This is a genomic window from Pseudomonas atacamensis (assembly GCF_017167965.1).
GTDB lineage: Bacteria > Pseudomonadota > Gammaproteobacteria > Pseudomonadales > Pseudomonadaceae > Aquipseudomonas > Aquipseudomonas atacamensis.
On the sequence record NZ_CP070503.1, the window covers coordinates 5,184,524 to 5,202,852 of the forward strand.

At 59.3% G+C, this 18,329-nt stretch carries 15 protein-coding genes; 4 read left to right on the forward strand and 11 right to left on the reverse strand.

Annotated features, from left to right (window positions below):
* The 6 genes from carB to grpE all read right to left on the reverse strand — a co-directional run bounded on the left by carB (nucleotide 1) and on the right by grpE (nucleotide 9,562).
* Nucleotides 1-3,222, reverse strand: coding sequence for a carbamoyl-phosphate synthase large subunit (carB, locus tag JWU58_RS23685; protein ID WP_016771764.1), 3,222 nt, complete (start codon nucleotides 3,220-3,222; stop codon nucleotides 1-3).
* 124 nt (nucleotides 3,223-3,346) lie between these two features.
* Nucleotides 3,347-4,483, reverse strand: coding sequence for a glutamine-hydrolyzing carbamoyl-phosphate synthase small subunit (gene carA / locus JWU58_RS23690; RefSeq protein WP_016771765.1), 1,137 nt, complete (start codon nucleotides 4,481-4,483; stop codon nucleotides 3,347-3,349).
* A 258-nt stretch (nucleotides 4,484-4,741) separates the two neighbouring features.
* A complete protein-coding gene (dapB, locus tag JWU58_RS23695; RefSeq protein ID WP_123443366.1) occupies nucleotides 4,742-5,545 on the reverse strand; it encodes a 4-hydroxy-tetrahydrodipicolinate reductase in 804 nt (267 codons plus the stop codon).
* Nucleotides 5,546-5,554: 9 nt separating this feature from the next.
* Nucleotides 5,555-6,679 carry a molecular chaperone DnaJ gene (dnaJ, locus tag JWU58_RS23700; RefSeq protein WP_016771767.1) on the reverse strand — a complete coding sequence of 375 codons (1,125 nt, stop codon included), beginning with the start codon at nucleotides 6,677-6,679 and terminating at the stop codon, nucleotides 5,555-5,557.
* A 297-nt stretch (nucleotides 6,680-6,976) separates the two neighbouring features.
* Nucleotides 6,977-8,893, reverse strand: a complete 1,917-nt coding sequence (dnaK, locus tag JWU58_RS23705; RefSeq protein WP_042608859.1) for a molecular chaperone DnaK — start codon at nucleotides 8,891-8,893, stop codon at nucleotides 6,977-6,979.
* Nucleotides 8,894-8,995: 102 nt separating this feature from the next.
* Nucleotides 8,996-9,562: a nucleotide exchange factor GrpE gene (grpE, locus tag JWU58_RS23710; protein WP_039759570.1), complete on the reverse strand. Its 567-nt coding sequence runs from the start codon at nucleotides 9,560-9,562 to the stop codon at nucleotides 8,996-8,998.
* A gap of 240 nt (nucleotides 9,563-9,802) precedes the next feature.
* Here grpE and recN point away from each other — a divergent pair, with 240 nt between their 5' ends.
* Nucleotides 9,803-11,476, forward strand: a complete 1,674-nt coding sequence (gene recN, locus JWU58_RS23715) for a DNA repair protein RecN (protein WP_206421068.1) — start codon at nucleotides 9,803-9,805, stop codon at nucleotides 11,474-11,476.
* Between the two features lie 76 nt (nucleotides 11,477-11,552).
* Here the strand turns inward: recN and fur are convergent, their stop codons facing one another.
* Complete coding sequence (fur, locus tag JWU58_RS23720) at nucleotides 11,553-11,957, reverse strand: ferric iron uptake transcriptional regulator (RefSeq protein ID WP_016771770.1); 405 nt, start codon at nucleotides 11,955-11,957, stop codon at nucleotides 11,553-11,555.
* Between the two features lie 97 nt (nucleotides 11,958-12,054).
* On the opposite strand from fur, the gene JWU58_RS23725 reads away from it, so the two are divergent.
* Nucleotides 12,055-12,582 (forward strand): outer membrane protein assembly factor BamE, encoded by a 528-nt coding sequence (locus tag JWU58_RS23725; RefSeq protein WP_016771771.1) that lies wholly within the window; start codon nucleotides 12,055-12,057, stop codon nucleotides 12,580-12,582.
* A 61-nt stretch (nucleotides 12,583-12,643) separates the two neighbouring features.
* On the opposite strand, the gene JWU58_RS23730 is transcribed toward JWU58_RS23725, so the two are convergent.
* From JWU58_RS23730 to JWU58_RS23740, 3 genes are read right to left on the reverse strand one after another with little or no spacing between them, the layout of a single operon-like run.
* Nucleotides 12,644-12,958 carry an RnfH family protein gene (locus JWU58_RS23730; protein WP_016771772.1) on the reverse strand — a complete coding sequence of 105 codons (315 nt, stop codon included), beginning with the start codon at nucleotides 12,956-12,958 and terminating at the stop codon, nucleotides 12,644-12,646.
* A complete protein-coding gene (locus tag JWU58_RS23735; RefSeq protein WP_016771773.1) occupies nucleotides 12,951-13,385 on the reverse strand; it encodes a type II toxin-antitoxin system RatA family toxin in 435 nt (144 codons plus the stop codon). The genes JWU58_RS23730 and JWU58_RS23735 overlap by 8 nt, the downstream gene beginning before the upstream one ends.
* Before the next feature lie 7 nt (nucleotides 13,386-13,392).
* Nucleotides 13,393-14,796: a sodium-dependent transporter gene (locus JWU58_RS23740; RefSeq protein ID WP_016771774.1), complete on the reverse strand. Its 1,404-nt coding sequence runs from the start codon at nucleotides 14,794-14,796 to the stop codon at nucleotides 13,393-13,395.
* Nucleotides 14,797-14,915: 119 nt separating this feature from the next.
* Between JWU58_RS23740 and smpB the strand changes: the two genes are divergently transcribed.
* Complete coding sequence (smpB, locus tag JWU58_RS23745) at nucleotides 14,916-15,398, forward strand: SsrA-binding protein SmpB (protein WP_007953781.1); 483 nt, start codon at nucleotides 14,916-14,918, stop codon at nucleotides 15,396-15,398.
* A gap of 135 nt (nucleotides 15,399-15,533) precedes the next feature.
* On the opposite strand, the gene JWU58_RS23750 is transcribed toward smpB, so the two are convergent.
* Nucleotides 15,534-16,301, reverse strand: a complete 768-nt coding sequence (locus JWU58_RS23750) for an FCD domain-containing protein (protein ID WP_206421069.1) — start codon at nucleotides 16,299-16,301, stop codon at nucleotides 15,534-15,536.
* 263 nt (nucleotides 16,302-16,564) lie between these two features.
* On the opposite strand from JWU58_RS23750, the gene JWU58_RS23755 reads away from it, so the two are divergent.
* On the forward strand, nucleotides 16,565-18,259 hold the full coding sequence (locus tag JWU58_RS23755; RefSeq protein ID WP_016771776.1) for a lactate permease LctP family transporter: 1,695 nt from the start codon (nucleotides 16,565-16,567) through the stop codon (nucleotides 18,257-18,259).
* Nucleotides 18,260-18,329 lie beyond the last annotated feature (70 nt).

Sequence of the window (18,329 nt, forward strand, 5' to 3'; positions counted from 1 at the left end):
TCATGCCTTCAATCCTGCGTGTAGATCCTGCAAGCGGCGCACGGTCTTTTCCGGACCGAACTTCAGCGCTTCGCAGATCGCTTCGCCCGCAGCGATAGTGGTGGTGCAGTAAATCTTGTGCTGCAGGGCATTGCGACGAATGGAGTACGAATCGGCGATCGACTGACGACCTTCGGTGGTGTTGATGATCAGCGTGACTTCGTCATTCTTGATCATGTCGACCACGTGTGGACGACCCTCGGTCACCTTGTTCACGCGGCGCACTTTCAGGCCTGCGGCTTCGATCAGCTTGGCAGTGCCGGCAGTGGCGACCACTTCGAAGCCCAAGTTGATCAGATCACGGGCCACGCCTGCAACCAGTGGCTTGTCGTCATCGCGCACGCTGATGAACGCGGTACCGCCGGTCGGCAGCACTTCGCTGGCGCCCATCTGCGCCTTGGCGAATGCTTCACCGAAGGTGTCGCCGACGCCCATTACTTCACCGGTCGACTTCATCTCTGGGCCGAGGATCGGGTCAACGCCAGGGAACTTGGCGAACGGGAACACCGCTTCTTTAACGCTGTAGAAGTTCGGGATGATTTCTTTGGTGAAGCCGATTTCCTTCAAGGTCTTACCGGCCATCACGCGCGCGGCGATCATGGCCAGGGAAACACCGATGCACTTGGAAACGAACGGCACGGTACGCGAGGCGCGCGGGTTGACTTCGATGACGTAGATATCTTCGCCCTGCAAGGCCAACTGAACGTTCATCAGGCCGACAACGCCCAGTTCCAGAGCCATTTTCTTGACCTGTTCGCGCATCTCGTCCTGGATGTGCGCCGGCAGCGAGTACGGCGGCAGCGAGCACGCGGAGTCACCGGAGTGAACGCCCGCCTGTTCGATGTGCTGCATGATCGCGCCGATCACTACATCTTTGCCGTCGCAGACCGCATCCACGTCCATTTCGATGGCGCAGTTGAGGAAGTGGTCGAGCAGCACCGGGCTGTCGTTGGACACTTGCACCGCGTCACGCAGATAGCGCTTGAGTTCGTCTTCTTTGTATACGATTTCCATCGCACGGCCGCCCAACACGTAGGACGGGCGAACCACCAGCGGATAACCGATCTTCGCCGCAGCGCGAACAGCTTCATCTTCGCTGCGCACAGTGGCGTTTGGGGGCTGACGCAGGTTCAAGCGCTCGACCATTTGCTGGAAGCGCTCACGGTCTTCGGCGCGGTCGATGGCGTCAGGGCTGGTGCCGATGATCGGCACGCCAGCAGCTTCCAGGGCGCGAGCCAGTTTCAGCGGAGTCTGGCCGCCGTACTGGACGATCACGCCTTTCGGCTTCTCGACGCGGCAGATTTCCAGTACGTCTTCCAGGGTTACCGGCTCGAAGTACAGACGGTCGGAAGTGTCGTAGTCGGTGGAAACGGTTTCCGGGTTGCAGTTGACCATGATGGTTTCGTAGCCGTCTTCGCGCAGGGCGAGAGCAGCGTGAACGCAGCAGTAGTCGAACTCGATGCCCTGGCCGATACGGTTCGGACCGCCGCCCAGAATCATGATCTTGTCGCGGCCCGACGGCGCTGCCTCGCACTCTTCCTCGTAGGTCGAGTACAGGTAAGCAGTGTCGGTGGCGAATTCGGCGGCGCAGGTGTCAACGCGCTTGTAGACCGGGAACACTTCCAGCTTCTGACGATGCGTGCGCAGGTTTTTCTCGGTCACGCCCAGCAACTTGGCCAGACGCTGATCGGAGAAGCCTTTGCGCTTGAGCTTGAACATCAGGTCGCGGTCGATCGAGGACAGACCGAGGGTCTTGACCTTCTCTTCGTCCTTGATCAGGTCTTCGATCTGCACCAGGAACCACGGATCGATCATGTTCATGCCGAAGATGTCTTCGACCGACAGGCCGGCGCGGAAGGCGTCCGCCACGTACCAGATACGCTCGGCGCCCGGCACGGTCAGTTCGCGCTTGAGCACGCTCATGCTGTCCGGGTTGCTCAGATCGAGCTTCTCGTCCAGACCGCAAACGCCGACTTCCAGACCGCGCAGAGCTTTCTGCAGGGATTCCTGGAAGGTCCGGCCGATGGCCATGACTTCGCCGACCGACTTCATTTGCGTGGTCAGGCGCGCGTCAGCCTTGGCGAATTTCTCGAAGGCGAAGCGTGGCAGCTTGGTGACGACGTAGTCGATCGACGGCTCGAAGGACGCCGGGGTCTTGCCGCCGGTGATGTCGTTCGACAGCTCGTCGAGGGTGTAACCCACAGCCAGTTTGGCCGCGACCTTGGCAATCGGGAAACCGGTGGCTTTCGAAGCCAGTGCCGAGGAGCGCGAAACACGCGGGTTCATTTCGATCACGACCATGCGGCCAGTGTTCGGGCAGATACCGAACTGCACGTTCGAACCGCCGGTCTCGACGCCGATCTCGCGCAGTACCGCCAAGGAGGCGTTACGCAGGATCTGGTATTCCTTGTCGGTCAGGGTTTGCGCAGGAGCTACGGTGATCGAGTCACCGGTGTGCACGCCCATCGGGTCGAAGTTTTCGATCGAGCAGACGATGATGCAGTTGTCCTTTTTGTCGCGGACAACTTCCATTTCATATTCTTTCCAGCCGATCAGCGATTCGTCGATCAGCAGCTCTTTGGTCGGCGACAGGTCCAGACCACGGGCGCAGATTTCTTCGAACTCTTCACGGTTGTAAGCGATACCGCCACCGGTGCCGCCCATGGTGAAGGACGGACGGATGATGCACGGGAAACCGAGGGTTTCGAGAACCGCGTTGGCCTCTTCCATGCTGTGGGCAATGCCGGAACGCGGGCACGCCAGGCCGATGGATTTCATCGCCTTGTCGAAACGCGAACGGTCTTCAGCCTTGTCGATGGTATCGGCATTGGCACCGATCATCTCTACGCCGAACTTCTCGAGAACGCCTTCGCGCTCCAGATCCAGTGCGCAGTTCAGAGCGGTCTGGCCACCCATGGTCGGCAGTACGGCGTCCGGACGCTCTTTTTCGATGATCTTGGCCACGGTCTGCCATTTGATCGGCTCGATATAGGTGGCGTCGGCCATGTCCGGGTCGGTCATGATGGTGGCCGGGTTGGAGTTCACCAGGATGACGCGGTAACCCTCTTCGCGCAGGGCTTTGCAGGCCTGGGCGCCGGAGTAGTCGAATTCGCAGGCCTGGCCGATCACGATCGGGCCAGCGCCGAGAATCAGGATGCTTTTAATGTCTGTACGTTTTGGCATGGTTTGTCACTCAAATCCGCAGGTCAGTCGGCAAGCCGTCTTGATCGATTTCTGAAGTCCCGAAGGGGCCGCCGGAACCGGGGCCGCCCTCGAGGGCTTCTCTCTACAGTCTCAAGGCGAACGCTTAGCGTCGCTTGGCCATCTCGTTGATGAAGCGGTCGAACAGTGGCGCAACATCGTTCGGGCCCGGGCTCGCTTCAGGGTGACCCTGGAAGCTGAACGCGCTCTTGTCGGTGCGCTCGATGCCTTGCAGGGTGCCGTCGAACAGCGATTTGTGGATCGCGCGCACGTTGGCTGGCAGGGTGGCTTCGTCTACCGCAAAACCGTGGTTCTGGCTGGTGATCATCACCACGCCTGTGTCCAGATCCTGCACCGGGTGGTTGGCACCGTGGTGGCCGTGGCCCATTTTCAGGGTCTTGGCGCCGGAGGCCAGAGCCAGCAACTGGTGGCCGAGGCAGATGCCGAATACCGGCGTCTCGGTTTCCAGCACTTCCTTGATCGCCTGGATCGCGTAGTCGCATGGCTCCGGATCACCAGGGCCGTTGGACAGGAACACGCCGTCCGGCTTCAGCGCCAGCACATCGGCGGCTGGAGTCTGCGCAGGCACTACGGTGACGCGGCAGCCGCGCTCGACCAGCATGCGCAGGATGTTGACCTTGACGCCGTAGTCGTAGGCGACCACGTGATATGGCAGCTCGGAAGCTTCGATGGTCGCGTGGCTGTCGGTTTTCAGATCCCAGACAGTCGAACGCCATTCGTATTGGGTCTTGGTGCTGACGACTTTCGCCAGGTCCATGCCCTTCAGGCCCGGGAAGCCTTGCGCAGCGGCGATGGCTGCTTCTTCGGAGATGTTGTCGCCGGCCATGATGCAGCCGTTCTGAGCGCCTTTTTCACGCAGGATGCGGGTCAGGCGACGGGTGTCGATACCGGCGATTGCCACCACGTTGTTGGCTTTCAGGTAATCGGACAGGGACATCGTGTTACGCCAGTTGCTCGCTACCAGCGGCAGGTCACGGATGACCAGGCCAGCGGACCAGACGCGGTCGGACTCGGCGTCTTCCGGCGTGGTGCCGGTGTTGCCGATGTGCGGATAAGTCAGGGTAACGATCTGTTGGGCGTAGGAAGGATCGGTAAGGATTTCCTGATAGCCGGTCATTGCGGTGTTGAACACCACCTCACCAACGGTCTGACCGTCGGCTCCAATGGCTTCGCCGCGAAAAATGCTGCCATCAGCAAGGGCGAGTATGGCTGGCTTAGTCAAGAAGACCTCCCGTAAATAACGCATGAAAGGGCAATCGCAGGTTGTAAAAAAGCGGAGTGACGTATGGACACGTCACCCCGCTTCTTCACTGAAATTATTCTGCGCGCTTTTAGTGGACACACTAAAGCTGTAGCTTACAGAAAAGGGCGTTTTTGGTCCACCGCTAAAGAGCCTTAAAGGCCGGAGAATGCGACAGGTCGTCGCCAAGCGGTAAAAACCGGCGCAAAACGGGACGTTAGCGCCGGGTTCAGCAACGACTCAACGCAGGTCGAGCACGTCTTGCATGTCGTACAGGCCCGGCTCGCGACCGTCCAGCCACAGCGCCGCACGCACCGCGCCCTTGGCGAAGGTCATGCGGCTCGATGCCTTGTGGGTGATCTCGACGCGCTCGCCATCGGCAGCGAACACCACGGTGTGATCACCAACGATGTCGCCAGCACGCACGGTGGCGAAACCAATGGTTTCACGCTCACGCGCACCGGTCTGGCCTTCACGACCGTAGACCGCGACCTTCTTCAGATCACGCCCCAGGGCATCGGCAATCACTTCACCCATGCGCACAGCCGTACCGGACGGTGCATCGACCTTGTGCCGGTGATGGGCTTCCATGATCTCGATATCGACATCGTCGCCCAGTACGCGCGCGGCGGTGTCGAGCAACTTCAGGCACAGGTTGACGCCGACGCTGAAGTTGGCGGCGAAGACGATCGGAATGTCCTTGCCCGCATCGGCCAGCAATTGCTTCTCTTCAACACTGAAACCGGTGGTGCCGATGATCATCGCTTTGCCGTGTTTGCGGCAGAACGCGAGATTCTTCAGGGTCACGGTCGGGTGAGTGAAGTCGATCAGCACATCGAACTCTTCGACCACACGATCCAGATCACCTGACAGCGGCACGCCGATACGGCCCAGCGCTGCCAGCTCACCGGCATCCGCACCAACCAGCGTGCTGTCGGGACGATCGACCGCCGCCGTCAGACCGGCGCCCGGCGTCTGCTGCACCGCTTCAATCAGGGTCTTGCCCATGCGCCCGGCGGCGCCCATCACTGCAATACGTCGCATGCCGACTCCTTACAAATCGCCGAAGAAACGCTTCACACCGTCGAACCAACCGGTGGTTTTCGGCGAGTGGCTGTTGTCGTCGGCCAGGGAACTGCGGAATTCTTCCAGCAGTTCACGCTGACGACGGTTGAGGTTGACCGGCGTTTCCACAGCGACACGGCACATCAGGTCGCCGGCACCGCCGCCACGCACTGGCGCAACGCCTTTGCCGCGTACGCGAAACTGCTTGCCGGTCTGCGTGCCTTCGGGGATTTTCAGTTTGACGCGACCGTCGAGGGTCGGAATTTCCAGCTCGCCGCCCAGTGCAGCGTCGACGAAGCTGATCGGCACTTCGCAGAACAGATGCTTGCCGTCACGCTGGAAGATGTCGTGTTCGCGCACATTGATCACAACGTACAGGTCGCCAGTAGGCCCGCCCTGAGTACCCGCCTCGCCTTCGCCGGACAGACGAATACGGTCGCCAGTATCAACACCGGCAGGCACTTTGACCGACAGGGTTTTGTACTCTTCGACACGACCGTCGCCGTGGCAGGAGTCGCACGGATCGGAAATGATCTTGCCCTGGCCATGGCAGCGCGGGCAGGTCTGCTGCACCGAGAAGAAGCCCTGCTGCATGCGCACCTGACCGATGCCGCCGCAGGTCGGGCACGTCGTCGGCGACGAGCCTTTCTTGGCGCCGGAACCATCGCACGGCTTACAGTTGACCAGTGTCGGAACGCGGATATTCACCGACGTACCGCGCACCGCTTCTTCCAGATTCAGCTCCAGGGTGTAGCGCAGATCGCTGCCACGCTGAGCGCCGCCACGGGCACCGCCGCGACCGCCACCGAAGAAATCACTGAAGACATCGCCGAAGATGTCCGAGAAGTTCTGACCACCGAAACCGGCACCGCCGCCGCCCATGCTCGGATCAACGCCGGCATGACCGTACTGATCGTATGCCGCGCGCTTGCTGGCGTCGGACAACACTTCATAGGCCTCGTTGGCCTCTTTGAATGCTTCTTCCGAAGCTTTGTCGCCGGGATTACGGTCGGGGTGGTGCTTCATGGCCAGGCGGCGATAGGCCTTCTTCAGGTCCGCTTCGCTCGTGCCCCGCTCGACACCCAATACTTCGTAATAGTCACGCTTTGCCATAAGTTCTTTGCACTCTTAAGGACGTTCGGCAAACCCCTCCTGAGCCTCGCCAAACTCGTTGAGCCCCCATTAAGGCCCGGACCCAACTCACGTCAATTCAACGATCCTGGTCTTGATTGATGCGGTATCTGCGGCGCGAAAAGCAGGAGCATTCCCGGCCATACCGCCAACATCCGAACGGTGTCGCATGCTGTAAAAATTCACGTATTCCAGATACGCCAACGCGGGAGGCAAGCTCCCGCGCGGCGACATCCTACCAGTCACCGCCGCAAGGCAGTCAACCGGGCGACCAACAACTTACTTGTGGTCTTTGACTTCTTCGAACTCGGCGTCGACAACATCGTCAGCCTTCTCAGCCGATTCGCCTTGCGGGGCCGCGCCATCAGCTGGCTGAGCCTGTTCGGCGTACATCTTCTGAGCAACCGGAGCGGAGACTTTCGACAGCTCTTCAACCTTGGCTTCGATGGCAGCCTTGTCGTCGCCTTTGACGGCGGCTTCCAGCGCAACCACAGCAGCTTCGATTGCAGTCTTCTCTTCGGCGGTGACCTTGTCGCCCGCGTCAGCGATCATCTTGCGAGTCGAGTGCACCAGTGCGTCACCCTGGTTACGGGCAGCGGCCAGCTCTTCGAACTTGCGGTCTTCCTCGGCATTCGCCTCGGCGTCACGCACCATGCGCTCGATTTCTTCGTCGGACAGACCGGAGTTGGCCTTGATCACGATCGACTGGGTCTTGCCGGTAGCCTTGTCTTTCGCGCCGACGTGCAGGATGCCGTTGGCGTCGATGTCGAAGGTCACTTCGATCTGCGGCACGCCACGTGGAGCTGGTGGAATGTCGGCCAGGTCGAACTTGCCCAGCGATTTGTTCTGTGCGGCTTGCTTGCGCTCACCTTGCAGAACGTGAATGGTCACAGCGCCCTGGTTGTCGTCGGCAGTCGAGAACACTTGCGATTTCTTGGTAGGAATCGTGGTGTTTTTCTCGATCAGCGCGGTCATCACGCCACCCATGGTTTCGATACCCAGGGTCAGCGGGCTGACGTCGAGCAGCAGTACGTCTTTCACGTCACCGGCCAGAACAGCGCCCTGAATCGCAGCACCCATGGCAACAGCTTCGTCCGGGTTGACGTCTTTACGTGCTTCTTTACCGAAGAAATCGGTAACCAGCTTCTGTACCAGCGGCATACGAGTCTGACCACCGACCAGAATCACGTCGTTGATCGCGCTGACGTCGATACCGGCGTCTTTCATGGCAATGCGGCAAGGTTCGATGGTGCGCTGAACCAGGTCTTCAACCAGTGCTTCGAGCTTGGCACGCGAGATCTTCACGTTCAGGTGCTTAGGACCGGTCGCGTCTGCAGTGATGTACGGCAGGTTGACGTCGGTCGACTGAGCGGACGACAGCTCGATCTTGGCTTTCTCAGCGGCTTCTTTCAGACGCTGCATCGCCAGCGGGTCACCTTTGAGGTTCATGCCGCTTTCTTTCTTGAATTCGTCAACGAGGTAGTCGATCAGACGAATGTCGAAGTCTTCACCGCCGAGGAAGGTGTCACCGTTGGTGGCCAACACTTCGAACTGGTGCTCACCGTCAACTTCAGCGATCTCGATCACGGAAACGTCGAAGGTACCGCCACCCAGGTCATAAACGATCACGGTGTGATCGCCCTTGGCCTTGTCCATACCGTAAGCCAGAGCGGCTGCGGTTGGTTCGTTGATGATACGTTTTACGTCCAGACCCGCGATGCGGCCGGCGTCTTTGGTGGCCTGACGCTGGCTGTCATTGAAGTAAGCCGGAACGGTGATCACCGCTTCGGTCACTGCCTCGCCGAGGTAGTCTTCGGCGGTCTTCTTCATCTTCTTCAGAATTTCAGCCGAGATTTGTGGCGGTGCCATTTTCTGGCCGTTCACTTCTACCCAGGCGTCGTTGTTGTCAGCCTTGACGATCTTGTAAGGGACCATCTGGATATCTTTCTGCACAACTTCTTCGTCGAAACGACGACCGATCAGACGCTTTACCGCGTACAGGGTGTTGTGCGGGTTGGTTACAGCCTGACGCTTGGCCGACTGACCTACCAGAATTTCGCCATCGTTGGCGTAAGCGATGATCGACGGCGTGGTACGCGCGCCTTCAGCGTTTTCAATAACTTTGGCTTTGCCGTTTTCCAGCACGGAGACGCAGGAGTTGGTAGTCCCCAGGTCGATACCGATAATTTTGCCCATGTTCACTCTCCCGAAACTTTGGATTTTGTTGCCGCAGCAGTGGTGGCTGACTGCGGTAGCACTTAAACGCTTGACTTCTAAATGGGGGCCTTGCGGCTGATTTCAAGCCTGCTCGTCAATCGAAGGCGAAACCGGTGCCGGCGCCTTGCTGACCACGACCATCGCCGGGCGCAGCAGGCGACCATTGAGCTGGTAGCCCTTCTGGAAAACCTTCAACACGCTGTTCGGCTCGACGTCGGCACTTTCCTGCATGGCCATCGCCTGATGGTGAACGGCGTTGAACGGTTCGCCATGCGGATCGATCGCTTCAAGCTGGTAGCGCTTGAGGGTGTCGTGGAACATTTTCAGGGTCAGCTCGATACCTTCGCGCATCGGGCGGATGCTTTCGTCGTCCGGGCTCGACAGCTCAAGGCCGCGCTCCAGGCTGTCGACGATCGGCAGCAGGTCGCTGGCGAATTTTTCCAGGGCAAACTTGTGCGCCTTCTCGACGTCCTGCTCGGCACGGCGGCGAACGTTCTGCAGATCGGCAGCAACACGCAGAGACTGATCCTGCGCGGCGGCCAATTGCTCTTCGAGCACTTGCACACGGGTCGCCAGGTCGTCACCCGAGCCTTCGGGCGCCTGATTGGCATCTGGGTTTTGCGTATCTACTGTCTGTTCGTCAGCCATAGAATTCTCCTTTCAATTTCGTCCGCGAGCCTGACTCGCGCTTCTGCCCCGATATATGGGGCCGCAAAATCAGGCTTCAAGGGCTGAAAACAATTGTCCCTACAAAAAAGTGCTGAATACTCATTCTTGAATGCGCTAAGAAAACTTTCTGATCAAGCAAATCGAGCTAAAGGCGGGCATTGTCAGGCCTGAACAAAACACTGTATAAATAACCAGACCTCAAGCCTGGGAGCTGCCTTTATGCTGGTGCACCTGTCCGTACATAACTACGCCATCGTTGAAAATCTCGATCTCGAACTTGATCGCGGGATGAGCGTGATCACAGGGGAAACCGGCGCCGGCAAGTCGATCATGCTCGACGCCCTGGGCCTCACCCTGGGTGATCGCGCCGACAGCGGCGTGGTTCGCCCGGGCGCTGACAAAGCCGACATTCTTGCCACCTTCGATCTTGCTGATATCCCCGAAGCCAGCGCCTGGCTGGCCGAGCGCGATCTGGAAAACGACGGGCCGTGCATCCTGCGCCGGGTCATCACCTCGGAAGGTCGTTCGCGCGGTTATATCAACGGCACGCCCTGCCCGCTTGGCGACCTCAAAGCCCTCGGCGAGCTGCTGATCGATATCCACAGCCAGCACGAACATCAGTCGCTGTTGAAGACCGACACCCATCGCCGCCTGCTCGACGAATACGCCGGCGCGACCGATCTGGCGCGTCAGGTGCAACTGGCCGCACAGCGCTGGCGCCAGACTCGCCAGGAACTGGAGCGCCTTTCCAACTCTGGCGACGAACAACGCGCACGCCATCAACTGCTCAGCTATCAGCTCGAAGAACTGGAAAACCTCGGTCTCGGCGAAAACGAACTGGAGCAACTGGAGCAGGAACACAAGAACCTGACCAACGCCGAAACCTTGCTGGGCATTTGCCGGCAAGTGGTCGAGCAATGCAGCGAAAGCGATTCCGGGAATGTGCTGAATGCGCTGACCGCCAGCCTCAATCGTCTGTCCAGCGTGAACAGTTCGGTGGGTGCGCTGGGTGAAGCCAGCAGTCTGCTGACCAGCGCGCAGATTCAGGTGGAAGAAGCAGTCGGCGAACTCAACCGTTTCCTCGATAACTTCGATGCCGACCCGGCTCGGCTGCAATACCAGGAAGAACGTCTCGACGCGATCTACACCCTGGCGCGCAAACACCGGATTCAGCCGACCGAAGTCGGCGAGATGCAGCAGAAGCTGCTGGATGAAATCGAAACCCTCAACGCCAATGATGAATCCGTCGAGCGCCTGGGTGAAGAACTGGCGTCCTACGCCCGCCACTACCAAGAGAAAGCCCGCGAGCTGAGCGACCTTCGTCATCAGGCGGCCGGCAGTCTCGCCAGTGCGGTGGAGCAGGAAATCCAGCGCCTGGGCATGCCCGGCGGCCGCTTTTCCATCGAACTGAAAGCCAACAGCAGCGACGAGTTGCTGCCGAACGGGCTGGAACAGGTCGAACTGCTGGTCAGCGCCAACCCCGGTCAACCGCTCAAGGCGCTGGCAAAAGTTGCCTCCGGTGGTGAGCTGTCGCGGATCAGTCTGGCGATTCAGGTCATTACCGCCCAGACCTCCCGCGTGCCGACCCTGGTGTTCGACGAAGTGGACGTAGGTATTGGCGGCCCGACTGCCGAGATTGTCGGCCAGTTACTGCGCCGTCTCGGTGATCGCGGCCAGGTCCTGACCGTGACGCACTTGCCGCAAGTGGCGGCGCAAGGGCATCAGCATCTGTTCGTGCACAAGGTTCGCGACGAGAAGGCGACTCACACCGCTGTCGCCAAGCTCACAAAGAACGAGCGCATCGAAGAAGTCGCGCGCATGCTCGGCGGCATCGATCTGACCAAGGAATCCCTGGCTCACGCGAAAAAAATGGTGGTGACCGCCAAGGCGTAACAAATAGTAGAAAGCACGAAGGCGACCCTTGGGTCGCCTTCGCTCGTTTCGCGAATGTGAAATTCGCGCGACATGCTTACTTTTTCTTGCGCACGTACAGCACTAGGTTGTGATCAACCATTTCGAAGCCATGCTTCTCGACGATCGATTTCTGAAGTTTTTCGATTTCTTCGTCGAAGAATTCGATCACTTCACCCGATTCCACGTTGACCATATGGTCATGGTGGCCACCGTCAGCCAGTTCGAAGACCGCGTGGCCGCCGTCGAAGTTGTGGCGGACCACGAGGCCGGCCGCTTCGAACTGGGTCAGAACACGGTAAACCGTGGCCAGACCAACGTCCTCACCAGCTTCCATCAACGCCTTGTAGACGTCCTCGGCACTCATGTGGCGCTGCTCGGTAGAGTCGAGCATTTGCAGGATCTTGACCCGTGGCAGGGTCACTTTGAGGCCGGCTTTGCGTAGTTCGCTATTTTCAACCATGGTCAGCTTTCTCGCGATGCTGCTTCGCAGCTTCTCTTAATGCGGGTATGATCGGCGTTTACGTTGTCCCAGCCAAGATAGTGGAAGTCGCCCACCGATGCAAAACACCAAGCTCTTGCTAACCAGTTTCACCTTTGTGGGACTGCTCGCACTCGCCGGTTGTTCATTCCCCGGGGTTTACAAAATCGACATCCAGCAGGGCAATGTCGTCACGCAGGACATGATAGACCAGTTACGCCCGGGAATGACCCGGCCGCAAGTACGGTTTATCATGGGCAACCCTCTGCTTGCCGACACGTTCCATGCCGATCGCTGGGATTATCTGTACAGCCTGCAACCGGGTGGCGGTGAACGCCAGCAGGAACGAATCAGCGTTATCTTCAATTCCAACGACCAACTTGTCAGCCTGTCCGGTGACTTCATGCCCGGCGTGAGCCGTGATGAAGCCATTCTCGGCAAGGACAGCGGTACTACCGTGACCGCGCCTGCTGAAAACGCCGACAAGCCAGAAGCTGAAAAACCAGCCAAACCGGGCTCCTTGCTGGATCAGATCCAAAAGGACGTCGATGGTGTGGAAACCGTACCGGTTCCGACGCCAGAGCCGCTGGACACCTCGCCGCAGTAATAGGCGAGGCAATAAAAAACCCGGACATTCCGGGTTTTTTATTGCCTGCCGTTTGGTCTGATCAAGAATTACGTGCTTTGGCCTCGGCAGCCTTGGCCGCGCGCAAACGTCGAACTTCTTTGGGATCAGCCAGCAGCGGTCGATAAATTTCGATCCGGTCGCCCGCCTGAACAGGGCGAGAATCCGCGTCAGCCACGACCTTGCCAAAAATCCCCAGCGGGCACTGCGCCAGATTCAGCTCAGGAAACTCGGCCGCGATGCCCGATGCGTGCACCGCCGCCCGAACGCTGACTCCTTCAGCGACGCTGATCGCACGCAGAACCTGGCGATCAACCGCCGCGTACACGACTTCTATCTCGATCACCGGCTTAACCATGCATCTGCTTGGCGCGCTGACAGAAAGCATCCACCAGCTGGTTAGCCGCCTGATTGAACAGCGGGCCCAACGTAGCGCGCACCAACGGCCCGGCATAATCGAACGACAGATCCAGACTGATCTTGCAGGCCTTTTCGTTCAGCGCCTTGAATACCCAGATGCCGTGCAACTGAGTGAACGGGCCTTCTTCAAGATTCATCTCGATCGACTGCCCCGGCACCAGCGTATTGCGCGTGACGAAATGCTGACTGAGGCCGCCCTTCGCTACGCCGACACTGGCGCGCATGTGTTCCGGGGAGCTTTCCAGCACTTCAGCCTCCGAGCACCACGGCAGAAACTCCGGGTAACGCGCGACGTCGTTGACCAGGTCGTAGAGAAACTGCGCCGGGTACGGCAGGAGCGCGGATCGTTGGATATGTGTCGTCATGTAAGCGTTACTTCCAGAGCTGAGCGGCAAAGACTACAAGAATGCCGATAGGCGCCACGTAGCGCATCAAGAACAGGGACAGGGCAAATAGAACCGGGTTACGGATGGACAATTCATCCCGCACCGCTTCACGCCCCATTACCCATCCCGCGAACAGCACGAAACACAAGCCACCAAGGGGCAACATGATCCGCGAGGTGAAGAAATCGATCACGCCGAAGAAGTCGAGACCGCTCTGCGCACCCCATTGATAGAGGCTGAACGCCCCGCCTTCGTTCACGAAAAACTTGGCTTCCTTCCAGATATTGAAAGAAAACACCGTGCCCAGACCAACGAACCAGCAGGTGAACGCCAGCCAGAACGTCACCCAGATGCGGCTGATTTTAGTGCGTTCAACCAGGTAAGCCACCATCGGTTCGAGTAGCGAAATAGCCGAACTCCAGGCAGCCACCGCGACCAGCACAAAGAACACCACGCCCATCAACTGGCCGAAAAAGACGTTACCAAAAGCAAACGGCAGGCTGACGAACATCAGCCCCGGGCCTTCGCTTGGGTTCAAGCCAGCAGCAAATACAATTGGAAACAATGCCAGACCGGCCACCAGCGATACGAAAGTATCCAGCAGCGCAACGCCGACCACCGTGCCCGACAGCGAGGTGTTCTTCGGCATGTAGGCGCCGTAGATCATGATCGAACCAACGCCGACGCTCAGCGAAAAGAACGCGTGCCCCATCGCTGGCAGCAGGCCGTCGAGGACTTTTTCCGGGTGGAAGTCGAACATGAAATGCACGCCTTCCATGAAATGCCCGGTGGTCATGCTGTAACCCAGCAGCACCAGAATCATCACGAACAGCAGCGGCATCATGATTCGCAGGCTGCGTTCAAGCCCGGCGACCACGCCTTTGGCGATCACGAAGGCCGACAGCAGCATGAAAATCGTGTGCCAAAGTGTCAGGCGCCATGGATTGGAGATGACATTGCCGAAATAGGCGCCGACCTGATCGGCCGTCGCGCCCTGGAAATCGCCACGGCCCATGTCGACGATGTAATCCAGCGACCAGCCGCCGACCACACTGTAGAAAGAAAGAATCAGCAGGGCCGTGATCATCCCGGCAAACGCGCCCCACGACCATTTCGCCGAGTGCCCGGCTTCCAGTGCCAACACCTTCAGGGCATTCGCCGGACTTTGCCGGGCGCGCCGGCCGATCAGGGTTTCCGCGAGCATGACCGGGACACCGATAAGCGCGATGCACGCCAGGAACATCAGCACAAAGGCACCGCCGCCGTAGACCCCGACCATGTAGGGGAACTTCCAGATACTACCCAGTCCCACGGCCGAACCGGTCGCGGCGAGTATGAATACCCAGCGGCTAGCCCAACTGCCGTGGACAGAAACCTTGTCTGTCGACATCGTTTATCACGCCCAAGCGTTAGAAAAAGAGGCCGCATTGTCCGGGATTCACTCAACCTGCTCAAGCACGCAGCAACACCGTAGCCGACAGCCTAACAACTCCATATAATGCCGCCCCTATGGCTAAACAGAAGAAACACCCAACAGGGACCATCGCGCAGAACAAAAAGGCGCGACACGATTACTTCATCGAGCACAAGTTCGAGGCTGGTCTGGTCCTGGCCGGCTGGGAAGTAAAAAGTCTGCGGGCGAGCAAGTTGCAGCTGGTCGACAGCTATGTGCTGCTCAAGGATGGCGAAGCATGGTTGCTCGGCAGCCACATCACGCCGTTGATGACCGCAAGCACTCACGTCATCGCCGACCCGGTGCGCACACGCAAACTGCTGCTCAACCGCCGCGAGCTGGACAAGCTCGCCGCCGCCGTGCAGCAAAAGGGTTACGCCTGCGTCTGCCTGTCCTGGTACTGGAGCAAGCACATGGTCAAGTGCGAGATCGCTCTGGGCAAGGGCAAGAAGGAATACGACAAGCGTGATACCGAGCGCGAGCGCGATGCCGGTCGTGAATTGCAGCGTGCGGTGCGCAACAAGGGCAAGGAAGATTAGTTTTCCACCCTGATCGCTCCCACGCTCTGCGTGGGAATGCATCCCGTGACGCTCCGCGTCACAATGCGGACGCAGAGCGTCCATTGCTGTATTCCCACGCAGAGCGTGGGAACGATCGTTTGCAGAACTAACTGACTACATCCCCTTGCGCCGCTCCGCCCGAGCCATGCGCTGCACCTCCTGACGCACCTCTTCCAGCACCTCCTGCACATACAAAATATGTCGGCTGGACACTTCCCGCGCCTGCTCGGCACGCCCTTCGATAATCGCCAGATACAATTCTCGATGCTGCGAGATCAGCATGTCGCGGGTTTCCGTACGCTGCTTGTACATGCCGCCGATGTTGGTCACGACGTTGCGCTTGAGCAGATCGAACAAGCCGCGAATCGTGTGCAGCAACACCGCGTTATGGCTGGCCTCTGCAATCGCCAGATGAAACTTCGCATCCGCCGCACCCTCTTCCGCCCGGCTGACTTCTTCGTGACGCGAGTAGCAATCCTGCAGCTCTTCGAACGCAGCGGTCAGGCGCTCGCGATCAACATCGGTGGCGCGCAATGCGGCGTAGTAGGCGCACGATGCCTCCAGGGTGTGCCGGAATTCGAGCAAATCACGTTGCGCTTCGGGATTGCTTTCAAGCAATTGCAGCAGTGGATCGCTGAACGTCGACCCCAGGCTCTCCACCACATAATTGCCGCCGCCCTGGCGACTGACCAGCAAGCCTTTGGCCGCCAGTTTCTGAATCGCCTCGCGCAACGACGGGCGTGATACGCCAAATTGTTCGGCCAGCGTGCGCTCGGCCGGCAACCGCTCGCCCGACTTCAGCGTGCCCTCAAGGATCATCCCTTCGAGGCGCTCGACAATATCGTCAGACAAACGGCGCTGACGTATCTGATCAAAGCCCATAACTCATTTCTCCACGATCCCGACCGCTCGCCGGGGTGTCTATTCTGGCCTATCCGCGCGCCGCCGACACCTGCCAGACACCACTTCGCCAAGGCGGATCAGTTGCGCTCTGCACCGCATCTTCGACGAAAGTTTCAGAGCGGCAAATTGACACACCGCCACCAAGGCTTTTACCCTAGCCGACAGCGCTTGTAAATTGGTCTTACCAATTATCCAAGATTGCTTACAGTGCCTGACCAACAACAATTAGGGGCCACCCCACCATGCAAACCTGGCAACAGCTCTACAGCCCGCTCGGCAGTCTTGGCGTCTCCGCTCTCGCGGCCGTCATTCCCATCGTGTTCTTCTTTCTTGCCCTGGCGGTGTTCCGTCTCAAAGGCCATGTGGCCGGCAGCATCACCCTCGCGCTATCGATTGCCGTGGCGATTTTCGCCTTCCAGATGCCAGTGGACATGGCCTTCGCCGCCGCTGGTTACGGTTTCGCTTATGGCCTGTGGCCGATTGCCTGGATCATTGTCGCAGCGGTGTTCCTCTACAAACTGACGGTAAAAAGCGGTCAGTTCGAGGTCATCCGCAGCTCGGTCCTGTCGATCACCGATGACCAGCGCTTGCAGGTGTTGCTGATCGGTTTCTGCTTCGGCGCATTTCTGGAAGGTGCTGCCGGATTCGGCGCGCCGGTCGCGATTACTGCCGCACTCCTTGTAGGACTGGGCTTCAATCCGCTGTACGCCGCCGGCCTGTGCCTGATCGCCAACACCGCGCCGGTGGCATTTGGCGCGCTGGGGATTCCGATCATCGTGGCGGGCCAGGTCACTGGCATCGACGCCTTCAAGATCGGCGCCATGACCGGTCGCCAGCTGCCACTGCTGTCGCTGTTCGTACCGTTCTGGCTGGTGTTCATGATGGACGGCCTGCGCGGTGTGCGCGAAACCTGGCCGGCCGCGCTGGTGGCAGGTCTGAGTTTCGCCATCACCCAATACTTCACTTCCAACTTCATCGGCCCGGAACTGCCGGACATCACCTCGGCACTGGCCAGCCTGATTTCCCTGACCCTATTCCTCAAGGTCTGGCAACCACGTCGCGCCGCCGGCCAGCACATCGTTGGCGCCGTGTCCGCTTCGGTGGTCAGCGCCAGCGTCGGCGGTTTCGGCCAGAAGCGCACCACCGTGGCTTCGCCCTACAGCCTCGGGGAAATTTTCAAGGCGTGGTCGCCGTTCCTGATCCTCACTGTGCTGGTGACGATCTGGACGCTGAAGCCTTTCAAAGCCATGTTCGCTGCCGGCGGCTCGATGTACAGCTGGGTGTTCAACTTCGCGATTCCGCACCTTGATCAACTGGTGATCAAGACTGCGCCGATCGTGGCCAATCCGACTGCCATTCCAGCGGTGTTCAAGCTCGATCCGATTTCCGCCACCGGCACGGCGATTTTCTTCTCCGCGCTGATTTCGATGCTGGTGCTGAAGATCAATTTCAAAACTGGTCTGACCACTTTGAAAGAGACCTTCTACGAACTGCGCTGGCCAATCCTGTCGATCGGCATGGTGCTGGCGTTCGCCTTTGTCACCAACTACTCCGGCATGTCGTCGACCATGGCCCTGGTGCTGGCGGGTACTGGCGCCGCGTTCCCGTTCTTCTCGCCGTTCCTCGGTTGGCTGGGCGTGTTCCTCACCGGTTCGGATACGTCGTCGAACGCGCTGTTCAGTTCGTTGCAAGCGACCACCGCACACCAGATCGGCGTCAACGACACTTTGCTGGTGGCGGCCAATACCAGCGGCGGCGTGACCGGCAAGATGATCTCGCCGCAATCGATCGCCGTGGCCTGCGCCGCGACCGGTCTGGTCGGCAAGGAATCGGATCTGTTCCGCTTCACCCTCAAGCACAGCCTATTCTTTGCAACGATTGTCGGTTTGATCACCTTGGCTCAGGCCTACTGGTTCACCGGCATGCTGGTGCACTAAGACTACAAGAAGTATGGAAATAACCGACGCCGGCCCGTGATCCGGCGTCAGCAATTCACCACCGGGTCTG